Raw genomic sequence first — 20,637 nt, 5'->3', positions numbered from 1 at the left:
ACAGGGAATATCTATGTCTGACGCACAGAAAACCTTTCATGTAATCTCCGGAACGCATTGGGACCGGGAATGGCGCTTCACGGCCGAGCAGTCCCTGCTGCGGCTGGCGGAGCTGGTCGACGAACTGCTCGATATTATGGAGCGCAATCCGGACTACAAGTGCTTCCTGCTCGACGGCGGCACCGTGGTGATCGAGGACTATCTCAGCGCCCGGCCGCAGAACGAAGAACGCCTGCGCGCACTGATGAACGCCGGGCGGATTCAGACGGTCATGTGGTACACGCTGCCGGAAATGTCATCGGTGGCGCCGGAGTCGCTGATCCGCAACCTGCTCATCGGCAAACGCATGGCCGACGGGTTCGGCGGAGCCGTCAACGCCGGTTATACCGCGACGTCCTACGGCCAGATTTCGCAGCTCGCGCAGATCTATGCCGGCTTCGGCATGAAATCCGCGCTCTCCTACCGCGGCACCAATAAAGAACAGGTCCCGCCGATCTGCCGCCTCGAAAGTCCGGACGGAACCCAGATCTTCCATCTGCGCTGTTTTGACGAAGTCACCCGCACCAACTGGTTTTTCTTTCCGCACTATAAACTCGTACTCGGCAAACATCCGCGCGACCTGAGCACAGAATGGAATGCCTCCGACTGGCCGGTGCACATGGCCGATGCCGGGCTGTACGAAACGGCCTTCCAGCTCAAAAACGAAAGCATGGATTTCAATGCCGATCCGGAGGCCATTCGCGAAGCAATCCGCATGCTCGGCGCGCAGGCTGAGCCGCAGATGGTGAACAGCCAGCTGCTTGCGCTCGACATGGAAGACAACGCCGTGCCTTACGAAAAGCTGCCGGCGCTGATCGCCGCCTGCAATGCCGCACAGGATGAGTATCAGATTCAGCAGGCGGGTATCGATGAATACGTCGATGCCTGTCTGGACGGGCTGGATGCAGATTCCGTTCCCGTTCTTCGCGGGGAAATGCGTTATACGCTCGTTGAGGCCGGATTCAACGGCCTGCTGGGTGCGACGCATTCTTCCCGGATGGATCTGAAATTAGAGAACGATCTCGCACAGCGCGAGCTGATCAATGTAGCGGAACCGCTGGCTGCGATGAGTGCGCTCTGCGGCGGTACGTATGAGAGTGCTCTGCTCGAGCGGGCGTGGCTGTACCTGCTGAAAAACCATGCTCACGACAGCATCTGCGGCGCGGCGATTTCACAGGCGCACGAAGACAATCCGTTCCGCTTTCACGCCACGACGTCGATTGCCCTCGAATGTTCTCGCAAAGCCTCCGAAGAACTCTGGACGAAAATCGACACCGCCGGAACCTTCGAGGACGGCGATCTGACGCTCACCTTCTTCAATACGCTGCCGGTTACCCGCAAGCGGATTGAATCGGTCGTTGTCGACACGCCGCGCCCGAACTTTGGAAACTTCAAGGTCGAAACCTGTACCGGCGTGGGCCCGATCGTTGAAGGGTTTGAGCCCGACAAAATGCTGACGTTCCAATATTTCGATCTGATTGATGAAGAGGGAAACAAGGTTCCGTATACGGTCTTTCAGCGCGAAGACATCGATATGGAAGTCGAACGCAAGCTCGACGCCAACGCGGCGGTTTTTGACATCCTTCGCAACCGGTTGCTCATCGATATCGAGCTGCCGCCGATGGGCTGGCGCACACTGGCTGTGCGACCGCGCCTGCGTGAGTATGAACCGAATCCGCAGCCGAAAGGGGAGCGGTCCTTTATCGCGTTTCAGAGCGGAATACTCGAAAACGAGTTTGTCCGTGCGCAGATCAATCCGAACGGCACGCTGGATTTGACCGACAAGCAGACCGGTCGCACGGCTGCGGGACTGCACGTCTGGGCGGACGATGCGAGCACCGGCAATGCGCACAAGCACAGCGGCGTTCTGCGCGATACAGTGGTCAGCAGCCTTTGCGAACCGGCACACCTGACGCTGGTTGAAAACAATGCGCTGCGTGCCACCTGGCAGATTGAGCTGACGCTTCCCGTGCCGGAATGCGCGCAGGGCGCTGACCGCTCGCGTAATACCGTGCCGGTTGCCATCTCCACCCGCGTGACGCTGGCCAAAGGCAGCCGCCGTCTTGAGTTTAAAACCACGATTGACAACAGCGCCAAAGATCATCGTTTGCGCCTGCTGTTCCCGACAGGCATTCAGACCGACTTCGCCTACGCGGACAGTCCGTTTGATGTCATTAAGCGGTGTGTTTTGTGGAACGACACGAAGGACAACATGGAACCGCATCATCCGTTCCAGCCGATGCAGCGCTTTGTCACCGTCAGTGACGACAAAGCCGGATTCAGCTTTATGAGCAAGGGCGTCGGGGAATACGAAGTGTTCGACGATGCGGATCGTACCTTGGCAGTCACGATGCTGCGCACCACGCGTGTTTCGATGAAAGCCAACCGCGGCAAGATGACGCCGGAAGAGCTGGATCGCAGCAACGGTCACCAGCTGCAGGGAACATACGAGGTTGAATACGCCGTGACACTGCACGACGGAAACTGGAACGACGCGGGGATCCATTGGGAGGCCGATGACTTCCGTACGCCGGTGCGTGTGCTGCAGGGCGTTCCGAAGCCGGGCATTCTGCCGCCGAAACAGTCGCTGCTGGAGATTGAGGAAAATCGGAACGTCCAGATTTCTGCGCTGTACCGCACGGAAGAGGGCGCGACGGTTCTTCGTCTCTGGAACAGTGCGCCGGAACCGGTGAAGACGAAGCTGACTCTGCAGGCAGATTTCCAGACATTGGAAAAAATTAATCTGGATGAGTCTCCGTCCGGCGAAGAACTTCCGATCCTTGGAAATAAAACCGAGTTGACTTTCCGGCCCCTGGAAATTCTGACCCTGTGTTTCAGATAAGTATTTTTTGAACGAGTTAAGTGAAAAAGGTTATTCGTATTGCGGATCCCAGGCGGACAGCAGATATGATGAAGATCAAATGAAGAAGGGCGATTGATGATGACAATATGTTCTGTTCCCAACGGGTTTAAAAAGTGGACGAGGCGGATTTTTGCGTCGGTGATTTCAGCCGGCTGTCTGGTCGGGGCTGTTTCGGCGTGCGCCCAGCAGACCGTTGTTTCGGAGCCGAATGCTTCGGTTTACGTGCTGGATCTCTGGAAAATCTATGAACAGGAGGGATTTGACTCACTTGAGAAACAAGTGAACGCTACCTATTTTATTACGGCCCTGCAGGGCATCGTGAACCGCGATGAGTCGCGGCTGTTTCTGGATGCCGCGGTGAACCTGATCGGGGTGGAACTGGATAGTTTTCATATTAAGGGACGTGATAAACAGGCAGATTTTGAGTCGATGGACCGCCGCTGGCTGGCTTGGCTTCAGCAGTCGGGGCTGCTGGGACAACGGCCCGTTGTTGAGATCGAATCGGTTAAAGATCTGCTTTCTGTGTTTGCCGACGAGGTCAATGGGCTGGCGCTGTGGGATATGGAAACTCCATCCTCTGTGAATCTGGCGCTGACGGCAGCCGGGTGCGAGGACCTTCTGCCGTTGAGTGCAGATCTTGACGACGGGTTTCTCCAACAGAGGATTGCGGCGTCAGGGATTTCGCTTCCGGTTGTTCAGAATTTTACAGGGTATGCCTCGAAAGCGGCCAAACAGGGGATCACCGGTAAAGAACTGATTTACCGCACGATGCTGGATCTGTACCTGAAATCCGGCAAGGCCAGTCCGTATCATCTCTGGTACAATCTGGATGCGTTTACCTGGAACCCGCCGGTTGTCAGTTATGGGGGAAACAAGCATCTGGGCAACCGCAATATCCTTCAGCACAACGGACTTTACAACGGCGATTACTGGATTTCGCAGCGCGGCCTTTTTGTGGACCTCTATCCGCTGGATGATGCAGCACCCAATGATGATCTGAGACAGGTTCCCGGCACAGACCTGAGGTTGTGGAATGATCTGCTGGAAGAAAGTTACCGTCAACGTGACGGAGCATTCGGTGTGATGGGCGGGTTTGCTCCGTGGTGGGTGAAATACACCGATGCCGTTGGCAACGCGCATCCGCCGATTGATGCGGAGCAGGCGTTTATCCGGCTGGCGACATCATATAACCTGTGGAACGATGCCGATGCCGCATTCGGGCTGTCCAATGCTTCGTTTTACCGTCATCTGCCGCTGCCGAAGCCGTCGGAATTCACAAATCCCGCAGTGGAAAAGCCGGAGCTGAAAAAAGATACAATCTATGTCTGCCTGTTTATGCTCGATCATGACGGGTCGGCATGGCTGAACCAGATTGCCCACACGATTTATGATCGTCCCGGCCGGGGAACCGTCCCGTTGAACTGGGCGATTAATCCGCTCCTCTCGGATCGCGTTCCGCACGTGTTCCGCTATCTGCTGGAAAACCGGACCGAGCAGGATTTCTTCCGCATCGGCGATGACGGAGCCGGTTACGTCGACCCATATTATTTGGTGGGCAGTAACCGTACCGGCCGTATTAAAGAGGACGGGTATGAGGCCTATTGTCAGGCGGCGAAGCCGTATCTCGATCGGTTGAATATGGATCTGATGGCATTCTATATCAGCGACCAGGAGTTCACTGAAGAGATCCTCGCGCCGATTGCCGCCCTGACACCGGCCGGGATGGGACTGAACCGAACCGCGACTCTGAAGGAGGTTGCCGGAGTTCCGGTTAAGTTTGCGCAGGCTTACCATCATCGGGACAAGGCCATGTTCACGTCTGAAATGGCCCGGTTGTTTGAGCGGGCCGGCTCCGGACTGATCTATCCTGAGTTTTACGCTTATCGCCTTATTCTGTTCCGTCCGTCTATGGTGGCCGATGTCGTGACAGAACTGCGCAAACAACACCCCGCAGCAAATATCGAGTTTCTGGATGCCCATACCTTTATGTCTCTGAAGCAGGAAGGAGACAAACTTCCGCTGACCAGTCCCTGGATGCATAAAAAACGGCTGGAGGCCCGTGCAGGAGAAGGGCCGTCCGGGCTGGAGCCGGTGCGTGCCGGTGACGGGGCGTTTGCTGTAGTGAAGGACGGTGATGCATCCGTTTGGAGGCTGGCTCCTTCCGCGAAGAGTCCTCGTTATTTCTACGTCACAGTGGATGATGCTTTTTCCAAGGAAAATGAACTGGCTGATGACCTGCAGGTCCGGATTGCATTGAGCTGTGATGCCCCGGTGACTGTGGGACTTCAATATAATTCTATGTGGCCTGCAGGCGATTTTCCCAACCCCTATAAAGCGCATCCGAAAAAAACAAGGCAGTCTCCCGGAGAGGCTCAGGAAATTGTCTTTAAACTCGATCGTCCATATTTCAAGAACAGCCAGAATGCCATGGCGGATTTCCGTGTAATAATCAGCGGGCAGGGAACGGTGGATATAGAGTCAATGATCCTCGAACATGATGCAGAATAAACTGTTCGCGATGGGAGACTGATTTGTTCGGGGGGAAATAGACAGTTCGTCGGTTTTTAAAGCATCGAATCCGTCCAGATGCGCCTTGATCGATGTGCGCATTGACGGATGCGGTGTTGAAACTGATCTGCATGGACTGCGGTTTCTGGAGCTCATCGGTGACCTGGGCCGGTACACTTTTTTCATCCAGTTCGTGCGGGTGTCAATTGTATGCCGTTTCCAGAAATGTCAGGAGCCTCCCTCATCATTAGTATCCATGTGCGGCGACATACTGAGCCGTGTTTGAAATATCTTTGTTGGATAAGGCCGCCTTGCTGAGCAGGCAGCAGACGGAGGGTTTTTCTGTACTGCAGTCTTTTTCTTTTTGAGTTTGTGTCGGTTTGGGGAGCTGGTGTTAACACGTCCCGGTTGAGAAAATTGTTTCTGTTTCGAGAGATTCTTTTCAGAACGTTCGAACCGTTAGCACGAATGCTGTTTTTCATCGTGTGCCTCATTTTCACATCTTGCAGAACGTTCTTTTGTTGGTCTGAAGTTTGGGTTAACAATAATATCCAAATGTTGACCCCGACATTCGATTTCGAGATTAAGCCGTTTTTTCATTTATGCTCAAGTTTGCTTCCATTTTCCGAGTTGCGGTATTGGCTCACACGTCTTTGTGGGTGATGTCTGCGGAGCTTTTTGCTCAGGGGGATCCGGTTGGATCTGTTCCTTTGTTTTCTATCAAAAAATATATTCAGCGGCTGGAGGTAGAGGAGTTCCGTCTGCGCGCTGAGCTGGCGGACCTGCCGAAGATTGATGATTCTTTGCAACTTGATGCATATGGCTATCACAGCGGATACCTCCCGGTACTGGATGAATTACCTGAGGAACCGCGATGGACCGTCGAGTTGAAAACCACTTTAGAGCACAGTTTTAATGAGTTTTTCCTTATTCCTGCGGCCGACCGACGGTTTGATGATATGCCGGGATATGGCTTTCCCCGTCGATTCCGGATTACCGCAGTTGCTCAGGATGGCTCGCGCGAGGTGATTGCCGACTGGCGTGAGCGTGACTATCCTGACCCCGGGCGTTATCCTGTTCGGTTTGCCGGGACCGGCGGTTCTCTCGATACGATCCTCTTGGAGGTTTATCGCGGAACTGTCGAAGGTGGCCGGGAGTTTTTTGCGCTGGACGAGGCGTTGATACGCACTGATTTTTTTGTAATGAAAACTCTGGCGATACGGTCCTCCGCCAGTTTCGAGTCGCCTCCGTTCTGGAGTGCTGATTATTTGATCGACCAGAAAACCAGTTGTGGCCTGCCTGTAGGGGCTGCCGTCGGGGGAGAACCGTTATCGGATTACATTATGCGCTACAGGAAGCAACCGGCCGAGCAGGTGCTTCTGCTGGATTTGGGGCGAAAAGTGCATGTAAGTATGATCTCTCTCTATCCGGCTCGTCCGCCGGAAGGGATTATTGTGCCGGGATACGGCTTTCCGGGATCTGTCAGGCTTCAGATGTTTCGGGATCGGCCGAACGATCCGCAGGAGATAGAGCGTGTCGTCGAGGAATCGGCGCTGCCGAATCCGGGCAATAACGTGGTTCGTATTTCCGGTAATTCCAGGTTTGTCCGTTGGGTGCAGCTGACGTTCTCCGATTTCCCGGTGCATGAGGGGATGTATACATTTGCATTGGGGGAGGTTGCTTTGCAGGGCGTTGAACTGTTGCAATGCCGGGTAGCCAGCTGGGATGGGCAGGGACAGGTGGATGCGCTGGTTGATCGGACGGCGAACGGTTTGCTGGTGTTGCCTATGAACCAGTGGGTGAACGGACTGATCCGACGCAATATGCTGGAGCGGCGTTTGAATGATATTGCGAGACTTATGGTTGAGTCGGTCGAACATCGTCGCCGAATTTTAAAAACAGCATGGATTGTCATTGGAGCTCTGATTGCAAGCCTGGTTATCGCGGCGTTGATATATCAGCATATCCTGCGTAGAGTCGGTGCACTCCGGCTGAAGCAGCGTATTACCCGAGACCTGCATGACGAGGTCGGCAGCAATCTCGGCGGTATGGCCCTAATGGCCTCTGCGTTGGAGAGAACTGCGGCTTCCGGGGAAATGAAAGAGGAGCTGGGCGAATTGGCCCTGATGGCTCGAGATGCCTGTGCTTCGCTGCGCGAAGTGGTCTGGTTGATTGACCGCAGTGGTGTGCGCCTGCCTGATTTGCTTGTTAAGCTGCGGGAGCGTACGGAACGGGTTCTGGACGGTATGGAACTCACCTTCGAGATGCCGGATGACTGTCCGGATGTCGAGATACCTTTAACGTTGAAACGTCATTTGCTCATGTATTTCAAGGAGGCGTTGCACAACTGTGCGCGACATGCGCAGGCCACGAAGGTTGATGTTTCTGTGCAGGTTGCGCCCGCCGGTTTTAGACTGCAGATGCGTGACAACGGGTGCGGATTCGATGTGTCTTCCGTTGTCGATGGATGGGGGCTTGACAGCATGAGAAAGCGCGCGCAGGAAATGGGAGGAAAAATGGACCTCGAAACCGCGCCCGGACAGGGCACGGTTCTTGTGCTGACGATTCCCTGGAAAATTCTGCTGAACAAAACGGACCATCCCTATAAAACCTCCAATCGACCCGGCCGGTTTGGCTGTCGTAAAAAAGATGAAGCATAAATTTTGAACGGGAAGAGGCTGATGATCTCGATGAATATTTGGATTGTTGAGGATGACGCATTTTATCGCCGGACCCTGCAGCGGCTGTTGAATCGCGAAAAAAATATCACCTGCAGTCGTGTGTTTCCCTCATGTATTGAGTTTCTCGAGGCTGTTGAAACGGACCGTCATCCCGACCTGGTGCTGATGGATCTGGGGCTGCCCGGCATGGGCGGAGTCGAGGGCATTCGCCGCCTGGCCAAAGTGGCGCCCGATATGACGGTGCTGGTGCTGACCGTTTTTGAAGACAAGCAGAAAGTTGTTGAGGCGCTGGATGCCGGCGCGGCGGGGTATTTATTAAAGACGGCTTCTGACCATGAGATTCTTCAGGGCGTGACGCAGGTTTTTCTGGGAGGTGCGGCGCTGAGTCCCAAGATCGCCAGGGTGGTGGTTGAAGAGATGCGTTCGGTGGGTCCTTCCGAAACGTTTGGCCTGACACCGCGCGAGGTGGATGTTCTTCAGAAAATGGCAGAAGACCTGTCGGTTAAGGAGATCGGAGCAGAGCTGGGGATCAGTCGCCGGACGGTTGCCACCCATCTCGAAAATATCTATCGAAAGCTTCAGGTTCATTCCCAGTCCGGTGCCGTTGCAAAAGCACTGCGCTCGAGGATTATCTGATTCCCTGCGCCCGCGTTATCCGCGCTCACAAATTGTAAATCAGACATCCGCGCGATCATCGGTTACTTGACCGATAGACATCGTGGGTGTTTGCTTGTATTCTGTTGCGTTCTTATCAATCCGAAAGAGAATCGGCAAACCTCATTGTGAAGATTTTCTGGTAATGCTGGGTGGTTATGAAAAAGAAAATGGTTTTGATCATAATGGGGCTCTGTGCGAGTGCGATGGCGGAGCGCGTCGTGCCGGAAATCTCCATTCAGAAGCCTGTGTCGGATGCTGGCAAGGTGTTTCGGGTGTTCGCACCGAGCGGAGGCGATGACTGGCCGGGCGTGAAGGCGGTGCTGGATCAGGCGATTGCCGCCGGGCCGGGCGCGCAGGTGGTGTTTCAAAAGGGCGTCTATGACTTTAGCGCGCATCAGGCGTTGCGCCCGGGGGCACATCTCTACCTGGATGGATTGGACGATCTGGTTGTGGACGGCCGGGGTGCGACGTTTCGCATGCATCCGTCGAACACGTTCCTGACCCTGAACAACTGCCGACGGGTACAGGTGAAAAATTTTACACTGGACTATACCATGCCGCACCACATGCAGGGTGACATCATTGAGGTCGCGGATGATTTTTCGACGTTTACCGTGCGGCCGCATGAAGGCTATCCTTATTCGGCGGGTTTCCCGAAGACGAAGAAGCCGGTTCATCTGGATCCGGTGGTGTTTATTCTCGATCCTTTCCGCAACGAGATGAAATACCTTGAAGAGCTGGGTAACGATCATCTGAAGACGACTTTCCAGCTGCTGGAAGATCAGCATTTGATTCGTTATACGGTGGATCCTGCCTATCAAAAAACGATCAAGAATCTTTCGGTGGGGGATCGGGTGGTAACTCATGCGATGTACGGAACCTTTTATTCGAATATGGCAATTACGCGCAACAGCGACTGCCTGGTGGAAAACATTACCGCCTACAGCAGCGCCGGCATGAATGTTTCGCCAGGCCATAACGAAGGCCCGATTGTTCTGCGCGGTATTGTCAATCGAATTAAACCCGGTTCAGACCGCATTGTCGCGACGGTACGCGACGGCATTCACTGCCGCAGTAATCGCGGTCCGATCCTGATCGAGAAATGCTATTTTGAGGGAATGATGGATGATTCGATCAATATTTTTGTGCTCGGTTCGGTCTGCAATGAGCTAACCGATGACGGTGCGCTGAAAATCGGTCGCCCCGATCACGGCGAGCCGTGGGATTTCTACCGTCCGGGGGATACGATTGGTTTCTGGAATCAGCAGGCCGGAGTGTTTATCGGCAAGCTGACTGTCCAGTCGGTGGTGCCGCAATTCGCTGACAAAAAACGGCGCAGCAAGTCATACACGCTGCGGTTCAGCGAACCGCTTCCGGGAAATATTGAATTCGGGCAGAAGGGCGACCTGGCTGCCACGCAGGTTTTCAACCTGAGCGCCTGCGGTGCGGGCAGTGTAATCCGCAACAATACCTTTAAGCCGCAGCGGCGGCATGCGCTGCTGCTGAGTGCGCCGAACTGCGCTTTCGTGGATAATTTGGTGGATGGTGTGCACGGTTCGGCAGTGTGCGGCGGCACTCAGGGCCATTATGTCTGCGGGCCGCTGCCCGAAGGACTGATTATCCGTGGAAACAGGATTCGCCGAACGGGACGGGAAGCCATCAAGCTGAACACAGGGCAGGGCGTGAAACAGCAGGACCTGGAAAATTCGCCCATGCGCAACATTTTGATTGAGGACAACAACATTAAAATCAAACGGCACGCGGGGGTCAGTCTGGCCTGTTGTCGGGATGTGCTGATTAAAGATAACAAGATCGCTGTTCTTCCGGGAGCCGCACCGCACGCAAAGCCCATGCTTTTGAATCGCTGCCTGGGTGTCGTGCAGGACAACAATCAAATTCGTGACAGATAGGAGCTGTGTAATGAAGACGGGGCTAATGGTATTGTGTTGTATCGGACTGATGCTTGAATGTGTCGGGGGCGTTTCTCTGGATGAGCTGCAAGCGGAATATGCGGAGAAGGGCCATCTGGAAGCGTATCTCATGCTGACCCGCGGGCAGGGGGTGGGGACCGCGGAAATTCACTGTTCTGAAAAGATCCTAACTCCCGGGTGTGCGGTCGATTGGGTCGAGGTGGTCTATGCTGCACCGAAAGGCGGCATCGCTCCAGGCGGCTCTGTGACATTGGCCGTGCCGCCCGGACCGTCTCAGACGACGATACAATTTGATGATTCCGGCAAACCGGCCTGGCTGCAGGTTAAGGCGGCTGTGCCGGTTCAGGTGGAAAAGAAGAATCCGGCTTTTGAAATTCAGGAGGCGTGCCTGGCTCGGGAGTCCAACGTCAAAGTCATCCTGCCGGAAGGGCTGCCGGGCGGTTCGAAACTTTCTTTTGTCTGGCACGATGTGGTGCTTGACCAGCACGCCCGCCGCTGGAACGGCGACAGCTGGCGTTTCCCGGTGATGGTGGATCATGATGGCGATGGATGGGCGGAACATCTTCCGGAGATGGCGTCGCTGCCAAAGACTGCCGGACCCGCCAAATATCTGCTGGTGCGCGCGGCTTCGATGGCGGTGGTCGGCGAACCGGTGCGGCTGACGGTTTCTGCGTTCGATGAACAATGGAACCCGGCGCAGTCCTTTGAGGGAATGGTTCGCTTTTCGCGCGAAGACGGTTCGACTGACGGTCTGCCTTCGCCGGTTAAATACAGTCCGGTGGATCAGGGATCAAAGACTGTTTTTGCCACTTTTAATGATCCCGGATTCCACTGGGTTACGGTGACGGGCAAAAACGGGATGGTTAACCGATCCAACCCGATTGAAATTTTTGAGCATGAGCCGAAGCAGCGCCTTTATTGGGGTGACCTGCATGTGCATACAGAAATGTCATGCGATGCGCGCGTCTGGGCGGAAACCACCTCCACCTACGCGGGGTCTTATAACATCGGCCGTTATCGTTACGGTCTCGATTTTCAGGCCAATGCCGACCATCATGGATTCGAGCAGGGTAACTATACGCCTGCTGAGTGGGAGCACATGCAGCGCATCACCAATGAAGCCAACGATCCCGGAGAATTTGTGACTGTTGTTGCCAATGAATATTCGCATCCACACGGCGATTCGAACGCTTATTTCCGGCAGGGCGATGTGCCCTTTATTAAACGAGGGAATTATCCCGGCGGACTGCATAAGCAGCTTCGCTCGTTGGGTGCGGTTTTGATTCCGCACCATGTTTCACAGAACATGCGCCCGTTTCATTGGGACAACTATCATCCGGAAATGATGTCCGTCTGCGAGATTTTCTCGAACCACGGTCGAGCCGAGTTTTTGAATAACAAGCCGCACTACAGCAAAAAAAAGGTGCCGACGGTGAAGGGAACCACCTGGGTGGAGCAGTTGCTGAGCGGTAAACAGATGGGCTGTATCGCGAGCAGTGATGATCACAGGGCGCGCCCGGGCACCGGCGGGCTGGCCGGGGTCTGGAGTCGTGAAGGTCTGACTCGCGACGGAGTCGTCGGCGCGCTGCTGGAACGCAATTGCTATGCCACCACCAGCGATCGCGCGATCCTTTATTTCGATGTGAAAAAGGGGGATCATCCTGTGCTCAGCATTCGTGCCGCCGCCGGGTCGCTGATCGAAAAGGTCGAGATTATCAAAAACGGTGAGGTGGCGCATGCTGCCGCGCCGAACGCATTGACAGCCGAGCTGAGCTGGACCGATCCTGCTGCCCCGTCAAAGTGCTGGTACTATGTTCGTCTGACTCTGAAGGCACAGGCTGTTTGTGAGGAAAATCTGGTGAATAAAAAACAGTTTGTTTGGAGTTCACCGGTCTGGCTGTGATTTGAAGCTTGGGAACATTTGAAAATACTGCAATGCCCGCGCTGCTTATTGGAGAAAATATATGACACTGAAGAAGCTGAAACTGCATGACTTATGGGGCTATGCTTCCGGGGAAGGGGCGACCTCGATCACCATGAACGGCATCGGTAATTTTGCGATGTTGTTCTATACTCAGATCATGGGAATGAGTCCGGAGTTGGCCGGAACTGTTTTCGGGATTGTAACGGTTTATGATGCTGTTACCGATCCATTGATGGGCACCATCTCCGACCGCACCACCAGTCGGTTCGGCCGCCGCCATCCCTATATGCTGATTGGCGGACTGGTTCTTGCCGTTCTGTTTCTCTTCCTTTGGTTTATCCCGGAAACGTTTCATGGCGAAAAGAAGCTTTTTTGGTATCTGTTGCTACTGAATATCCTGATTAAAACGGCCTTTACGGTCTTTGTGGTTCCTCATACCGCACTCGGGTTTGAGATGTGCAGGACCGATGACGACCGTGCGCGGCTTCAGGGGGTCCGTTACGGGTTTAATATGATCGTCAATATCGTATTCGGCGGATTCGGCTGGATCTTGTTTTTCCCTAACCGGGTGACGGCAGACGGATCGGTTTTGGACGGCACCAAAATCCATGAGAATTTTCTTAACATGGGCGGGGTTCTCGCCGGCGGTGCGCTTTTTCTGATCCTTCTTTGTGTTTTTGCCACCTATAAGTTTGCCGAAAAGGGGCTGGTCAAAAAAGATAACCAGTCGATGGGGGACCATACGAAAGCGTTTATTCATGACCTGAAGGATGTCTATTCCGATAAATTGGTTTGGTTTGTGTTCGGCTTTTTCGGGCTGGCCCAGTTTTCCATGATGGTGGTTTCGCAAGTGCAGATGTTCACGTATGTGGAATACATGCAGTTTTCTGCGTATGAAAAAACTTTTGTGCATGTCGGCGGCATGCTCGGCTTTATGACGGGATCCTTTTTCCTGGGCGGGCTGGTGAAGCGGCTGGACAAAAAAAAGACCGGCTATCTGGCCATGATCATTGGGTCGTTCGGCTGCCTGGCACTGCTGGCCATTTTTACCGGCGGACTGATGGCGCCGAAATCTGTTCCACTGTTCGAGATTAAGGACGAGGCCTTTCACCTTTCAAGCGTGGTTTTCGGTCTGTTTCAAACGCTGTGGTGGAGCGGCTGCGGGATTATTGTTCCGCTGGCCACTTCTATGATTGCCGATCTTTCGCTGGTGAAAAAGCTGAAGACCGGCGAGGTGACGGAAGGTCGCTACGCCGCCGGTTTTTCCTTTTTCCTCAAGGCGGCTTCCGCATTGGGCATGTTTGTGACCGGGTATATCCTCAAAAGCGTCGGTTATGTTTCCGGTGCAGCGACCCAGACTTCCGATACGCTCGATAAACTTGCATTGATGACCTTTATCGTGGGTCCGTTCCTCATGGTTCTGTCCTTTTTCGTGTTGCGGAAATATCCGATCACCCACCAAACGATGAATGATTTGCGTGCAGAATACGGACAGGAACAGGCATAAATTCAATGTTCCGCGGTTTTAAAACGTTTTCAAACCTTGGAGATAATTCAGAAAGGATCGTTATGAAAAATATATTATTTCGCTGTGTCACGGCGTTACTGTTGGCGGGCTCCGTCTTTGCTGAAAAAAAGATGACGCGACCCAACCTGCTGCTGATTGTTACCGATGACGAGAGCTGGTTTGAACATGACATCTACGGACATTCCAATCTGAAGACGCCGCACTTCAATCGTCTGGCCGAAGAGGGAGTGCTCTTTACGCACGGTTATGTCAGTGCTCCGTCCTGCGGTCCTTCACGCGCTTCGATACTCACGGGCCGCAATCTTTGGGAGTTGGAGCAGGGCGCGTTTATGCTTTCCTACCTTCCGAAAAAGTTTACATCCATGATGGAGATTTTGGAAAACAATGGATATCAGCCGGCTTTCACCGGCAAACGCTGGGGGCCGGGTCTTTATCCGAAGGAAGGGCAGAGCGGGATGGCCGGCAAGGGCTATTATGATGTGACAATCAAGGATTATGAAAAACGCGACTATCTTGACCGTTACGACGTGCCCGGTAATTTTGCCGCATTTCTTGCTGAGCGCGATGTTGAAAAACCTTTTGTTTTCTGGGCGGGAATCAATGAGCCGCACGCCAAATGGCCGACGCAGCAGGAGGCGGAAAAGCTGCTCAAAGATGAATTCAATGTTGATGCCCACAGGATCAACCAGGATCCGGGCAACAACCCCCATATTCAACCTTTCGGTTTTTACTATGAAATCCTGCATGCCGACCGCCAGGTAGGACAAATGCTGGCTTCTCTTGAACAACAGGGGTTGCTTGAAAACACCATTGTTCTTTATATCGGCGACAACGGGTCCGACAGCGATCCGGGAGGGGTGCTTGAAGAGGCCGCCATGCGCAATGGTACCGATTTGGATCCTCTCAGGATGAAGGGAAAGAACACCCCGTACGATGCGGGCACCCGGGTGCCGATGGCTCTGATGTGGAAAGGCACGGTGCCGCCCGGGCGCGTGATTGACGACTTCGTCAAATCCATTGATATCGCCCCGACGTTCCTTCAGGCGGCCGGGGTGGCGGTTCCACCGTTCATGACCGGCAAGAGTTTTCTTGATATGGTGCTTTCCGATCAATCGGGCAGCATTGATCCTGAACGCGATTTCGTGATGACTGGCAGCGAATGGCATACGCATCCGCGCACGACCCGGACGATCCGCGACAAGCGCTATGAATATATCGTCAAGTATCCGAACGCAAACCGTTCGGAGCAGATCGTAGAACTCTACGACCTGCAGAACGATATGTGGGAATATAACAATCTGATCGATAATCCTGAATACGCGTCGGTTAAGGAACGTCTGAAAACCCGGATGGATGAATATGGCCGCAAGACCGGTGATCCGCGTACAACGGGGGATCTTGAGCTCTTTAACGAAACGTTGAAGGTGCAGGATCTGTTGTTGCCGCATTGGAACAAGGGAATGGAAATCCGCAGGTGGGTTTCTGGAAAACCCTACGGCGATCTGAAGAAGTACTTGGGGTTTGAGTGAACGACAGTTTTTTCGCAGGCACATCAAGACGCAGACTGAAAACCGTGTGCCCTGAGTTCTTTGTCCGAGAGGCGATGTTGAAAGGATGATTGAATGATAGAGGTTAAAAGTATTTTACCGATGATGACCGCCGCAGCACTGCTGGTGGGCTGCAGCTCAATACATGGGGATGGACGCAAGGCCTTGAAGCTGGCCGACTTTGGAGCGGTGGGAGATGGTAACACCGATGACATCGCTGCGCTGGTGCAGGCACTGGATGCGTTGTCCGAAGCCGGGGCGGGAGCCTCCCTGCATTTTGAGCCGGGAAAAATATACAAACTGGGCGTGCGCGACGACAGCGTCTATCAGATCGATCTGCAGGAATTGGAGGACGTGACGATTGACGGGCACGGTTCTATGTTACTGGTCGATCCGAAGCAGGCCTACATTCGCATTCGTCGCTGCGAGGGGGTGACGGTGAAAAACCTTCTGTTGGAAAACGATCCGCTTTCCTACACACAGGGGAAAATCATTGCTGCGAATTCGGAAGAGGGCTGGTTTGATATCGAGTTGATGGATGGTTACTGCGACATGCCGTCCGACGAGGAATTGGGCGAAGTGCGCCCCTTCTGGCCATGGGGGGCTGTGCTCGATCCGCAGGAGCGCCGCATTCGTCCGGAGATGATCGACCATGTTTTCACGGAGCGCTTTGAAAAGATTGGAGACCGCACGGTCCGCATGTTTGCCAAGCCGGATTATTACAAACACATTGCGGATTTTCGCAAAGGTGATGTCTATTTCCAGCCGCTCTACTGGAACCCGGTCGAACGGCTGAAAGGTTTGGGGATGCATGTCTCCTACGATGCTGCCGCCAACATCATCGTCAGCCAGAGTTCCGATTGCGAAATTGAAAATGTCACTATGTACAGTGGGCGCAGCGCCATGACCAGCCGGGTCGAATTCAATACCGGCCGGATTACTTTTGACCGCTTCCAGGTGCGTCACCGCCCCGGCTTCGACGATCGTGTCGTCACTAATTGGCGCGACGGCATGCACTGCAAGGACAACCGCATTGGACCGCTTATCGAAAACTGCTATTTCGAAGGCATGCTCGATGACAGTATTAATATCGCCTCTGATACAATCATGGCCGCAGAAGTGCTGTCCGACCGGCAGTTCCGCTTTTGCAACTGGCGCGGACTGCTCACTTGGCACCGCGATATCTGCGCGGTGCGCGAGGGGGACCAGTTTCTAGCCTACTTCCCGCCGACCGGCGATGTGAAGGGGCCATACACCGTGGTGGAGATGAACGATGAGCATCCCGAAATCATCACTCTCGATCAACCGATCGAAGGCATCGTCACCGGTCAGGTGCGCGCGCAGGTCGATAAAAATTCTACGCAGTTCTACAACCTGAATGCCGTCAGCCGCGGCTTTATCGTGCGCAACAACACGTTTGACAAGCAGCGGCGCGATGCCATGCGCACTCGAGGCTACGACGGACGGATCGAAGGCAACACCGTCTGCAACCTCGCTGCCGAGGGAATCTATCTGTCCAACGAAATGGGCAATTTTTATGAAGGGCCGTTTTCGCAGAATGTGGTCATCCGCAACAACAGCTTTTCCAACATGCACCGCGAAGCGATTAAGCTGGTCTCAAAAACGGCTACAGAGCCGCTTCCGCTCATGAAAAATATCGTGATCGAAGGCAACACGTTTATCAGCCGGGTGGAATCGCCGATTCATATCCGCAATGTTGAAGATGTTACGTTGCGCAACAACACCTTTAAAAACGAAGCCGGCGATCCGCTGAGGAATCCTGTTTCCGTCCGTCATGTTGTCGGGCTGAAGGAGGAATGAACATTCTTTCAAAGCGATGATGCGGCGAAGTGAAGTCTCCCGCGGATACTTTGCGGAGACTGCTACTCATGGATGGGCTGTTTTTTACGGAAACAGCATGAATTATCCTGATTTGCTTAAGCAGCGGTATTGTGATAGCATGCCTGGATAATTGTCATGTTGTTTGCCTCATAAATTACAGGATTTGAAAGAGCCGGGGGAACGTTTTCAAAGGTCGGAAAAAGAGGATGTCAGTCGCATTGCGAATTGTTTTGATGCTGATGCTGTTCGGTGTCAGTGACGCAGGTTTGATTGCGCATTATGACTTTTCGGACGGGGACCTGCTCGACAACGAGGTGGGGCGGGAATACGAGCTGCGGCAGATGAAGTCTGATCCGCATTGTCTGGCTCTGGTCACTTTGAATACGCTGGAAGGTACGGCGGTTTTTGACGGTGGTTCTAACCTGAACGGATGGCTGGAAACCGATGGCCCCGGAGAGTTGGAAGCCTTTACCGTGTCATTCTGGTTTCGCACCGGCCAGGTCAGCCAGGGAAGTTTGTATAATGGGCTGTTTGCCTCCAACAGAGATGTGCATTTCAGTAAGAATTTCCCTCCGGGGAAGCTGGATTGGGGGCTCTACAGCAATCGCGAGAACGGTGGGGCGCTCCATCTGCAGGTGTTTCAGGACAAGGGGCTGGAAAGCGATTTCGTTTTTCAGCCGGATGTGTGGCAGCACGTGCTCATCCGTAAGCGTGGATGCGGGGCTTCGGCGCATACGGAGCTTTTCCTTTCGCCAGTCGACGGGGTGCCTGGAAAACCGCTGCTGAGCGGTGACGATTTCGATTTGAGTCTCGAGAAAATTATTCTGGGCGTAAATCGCAATGCCCATTTTGGTTACCGGATGGAAGTGGCCAACGTGAAAGTATTCGATGACGCATCCGTTTCGGTTGAGGATCTGTTCGATGAGGGACCACAAACCCAAACATTATTTGAACCTGTTCCGCTGTATAAGCTTAATCGGACGATGCGGGACCTGCGCCGGGAGGTTGCCAACCTGCGGGAGGAGATGATTGGCTTTCCGCACATTAAAGAGTCTCTGCAGGTCGATTCGTACGGGTTTCACAGTTCGTATTTGCCCAGGTTGGAATCGGTTCCGGATGAGCCGCGTTGGACGGTCGAGTTCAATATTACAACGGCACCGGGCGTATTCAGCGAATGCTATCTGGTACCGGCGGCCGACCGCCGTGTATCAGGTATGCCAGGATACGGTTTCCCGAAACGGTTTAGGATTTACAGTGTGGACTTTGATGGCGAGCACAAAGTTCTGGCAGACTGGCGCACACGCGATTATCCCGATCCAGGACGTTGTCCGGTTCGGGTATACGGCTCTGAAACCGCACTGGCCAAGCTGGTTCTGGAAGTGTATCAGGGCCAGGTGGAAACCGGGATGGAGTTCTTTGCGCTTGATGAGGTTTTTGTGCGTTCAGATTTCACTTTCATTAAGATTGACCGGATTGAAGCGGCCGGCAGCTTTGAATCACCTCCTTTTTGGGGTACGGAATATCTCGGCGATCAGAAGACCAGCCTGGGGTTGCCGCTTATGCCGAATGCAGAACCGGCAAATGATTGTTATGCTTCTTTTCATGAGCTTCCGAGCGAGCCGCTGAAGATGGAGATTGATCTCGCTGAAAACCGGCCGGTCGATAATGTTTTGTTTTTTCCGGCCCGACCGCCCGAGGGGATTTATATTCCGGGTTTCGGGTTTCCCGGCGATGTGACAGTTGAGTTTATCCGGGAGTCGGAAAACGGAACTCCGGTTTTGATTCATACCTCCCGGATTACGGGCAGGGCGAATCCGGGTAACAATATTGTGCGGGTGCCGGGCAACTCCGGCAGCGTGCGTTGGTTGCGGTTTTCATTTGATCAGTTTGCTCTGCATCAGGGCTGGCCCATCTTTGCCCTCGGAGAAATTGTGGTGGCCAACCATCGCGAACCTCAGGTCGACATTGCGGCGGTTCGGTCAGAATTCTCCGGGGTGTCGCTTCTGGTCGACGGCAAGGCCGGGGGAGCAACAGTTCTGCCAATGACCATCTGGCTGGATGGTCTGATGCGTGGGCAGGATTTATCAAAGCGGCTGGATCTCGCTTTAAAGCTGATGGACCGGTTGCAGGCCCGATGGGAACATTTTGAACAAGGGGCATGGAAAGTCAGTGGCGTATTGTTGTTGCTGGTTTCCGTTGTGGCCCTGATGTTGCGACAGGTCGGCCTGCATAAAATGCGACTGCGGGTGGAACAGGAACATCGGCTGGCTGAACTGGAGCAGATGAAAATTCGGCTTTTTACCCATATTTCCCACGATCTGCGCACCCCCCTGACAGTTATCCTTACACGCGTCGAGCGGCTGATGAAGCGCTTCAGGGAAGAAGAGTCTCAGGCCTCGCTTATCAAGATTCATCGCAATGTCGTCCGGCTCAAAATACTGACGGATCAGATGCTGGACCTGCGCACATTGCAGGATGGGCAGCTTAAAATGAAATGCATTCAGGGCAATGTTGCGGAACAGGTGGTTGACATTGCCGAGTCGTTGCGACCGTTGGCTGAACAAAAGCAGATTGATCTTGAGGTCCGCCGGGCTGCAGGTGATGAGTCGGGATGGTTCGATCCGGACAAGCTGCACAAGATCGTGGTCAATCTCCTGGCCAATGCAATTAAATATACGCCCAGAGGCAGTCAGGTAAATGCTTCCGTTCGCCTGACAAAGGAAGATCCATCAGCAGGTTCCCTGTCGACGAACACTTATTCTGTGAAATCCGGGCAAAGAGAGCGCCGGCAACGAACATCTATCGCATCTAATCCGTCGGATTTGTATGCGGTCATTACGGTTGAGGATTTCGGCGTGGGTATTCCGCCAAGTGAGATGCCGCATATTTTTGAGCAGTTTTACCGCGTCGAAGAAATGCGGCCGGTTCAGGCTGTGGGCTCGGGCATCGGCCTCGCACTCGTCAAAGAGCTGGTCGATTTGTGGGGCGGGCGGATTGATGTCAAAAGCCCGCTGGCTGAAGGGAAGGGAACCCGTTTTACTGTTGTGCTTTCTGTTGCAAAAAAGCCAGAATGCTGTGAACGATCGACCGAATCCGTTTAATCCGTCCAAAAAGGAA

The 20,637-nt window shown here is 53.8% G+C and carries 10 protein-coding genes; all 10 read left to right on the top strand.

What is annotated here, in order from left to right; all coding sequences use genetic code 11:
- Nucleotides 1-13 precede the first annotated feature (13 nt).
- The 10 genes from GT409_RS00565 (at nt 14) to GT409_RS00520 (ending at nt 20,621) form a co-directional block, all read left to right on the top strand.
- Complete coding sequence (locus GT409_RS00565; RefSeq protein WP_160626036.1) at nt 14-2,881, top strand: alpha-mannosidase; 2,868 nt, start codon at nt 14-16, stop codon at nt 2,879-2,881.
- A 96-nt stretch (nt 2,882-2,977) separates the two neighbouring features.
- Complete coding sequence (locus GT409_RS00560) at nt 2,978-5,410, top strand: GxGYxYP domain-containing protein (protein WP_160626035.1); 2,433 nt, start codon at nt 2,978-2,980, stop codon at nt 5,408-5,410.
- A 602-nt stretch (nt 5,411-6,012) separates the two neighbouring features.
- Nucleotides 6,013-8,070, top strand: coding sequence for a sensor histidine kinase (locus GT409_RS00555; RefSeq protein ID WP_160626034.1), 2,058 nt, complete (start codon nt 6,013-6,015; stop codon nt 8,068-8,070).
- A gap of 30 nt (nt 8,071-8,100) precedes the next feature.
- Nucleotides 8,101-8,727, top strand: coding sequence for a response regulator transcription factor (locus GT409_RS00550; protein WP_160626033.1), 627 nt, complete (start codon nt 8,101-8,103; stop codon nt 8,725-8,727).
- A gap of 176 nt (nt 8,728-8,903) precedes the next feature.
- Nucleotides 8,904-10,658 carry a hypothetical protein gene (locus GT409_RS00545; protein WP_160626032.1) on the top strand — a complete coding sequence of 585 codons (1,755 nt, stop codon included), beginning with the start codon at nt 8,904-8,906 and terminating at the stop codon, nt 10,656-10,658.
- 10 nt (nt 10,659-10,668) lie between these two features.
- Nucleotides 10,669-12,582: a DUF3604 domain-containing protein gene (locus tag GT409_RS00540; RefSeq protein ID WP_160626031.1), complete on the top strand. Its 1,914-nt coding sequence runs from the start codon at nt 10,669-10,671 to the stop codon at nt 12,580-12,582.
- Between the two features lie 61 nt (nt 12,583-12,643).
- Nucleotides 12,644-14,110 (top strand): MFS transporter, encoded by a 1,467-nt coding sequence (locus GT409_RS00535; RefSeq protein ID WP_160626030.1) that lies wholly within the window; start codon nt 12,644-12,646, stop codon nt 14,108-14,110.
- A 62-nt stretch (nt 14,111-14,172) separates the two neighbouring features.
- Nucleotides 14,173-15,660 (top strand): sulfatase family protein, encoded by a 1,488-nt coding sequence (locus GT409_RS00530; RefSeq protein ID WP_160626029.1) that lies wholly within the window; start codon nt 14,173-14,175, stop codon nt 15,658-15,660.
- A 93-nt stretch (nt 15,661-15,753) separates the two neighbouring features.
- On the top strand, nt 15,754-17,499 hold the full coding sequence (locus tag GT409_RS00525) for a right-handed parallel beta-helix repeat-containing protein (protein ID WP_160626028.1): 1,746 nt from the start codon (nt 15,754-15,756) through the stop codon (nt 17,497-17,499).
- A gap of 227 nt (nt 17,500-17,726) precedes the next feature.
- On the top strand, nt 17,727-20,621 hold the full coding sequence (locus GT409_RS00520; protein ID WP_160626027.1) for a sensor histidine kinase: 2,895 nt from the start codon (nt 17,727-17,729) through the stop codon (nt 20,619-20,621).
- The last annotated feature ends 16 nt before the right edge of the window (nt 20,622-20,637 follow it).

The organism is Tichowtungia aerotolerans (assembly GCF_009905215.1).
GTDB classification, from domain to species: Bacteria; Verrucomicrobiota; Kiritimatiellia; order Kiritimatiellales; family Tichowtungiaceae; genus Tichowtungia; species Tichowtungia aerotolerans.
Note: the sequence above shows the minus strand (reverse complement) of the source record. Positions and strands in the feature narration are given on the sequence as shown.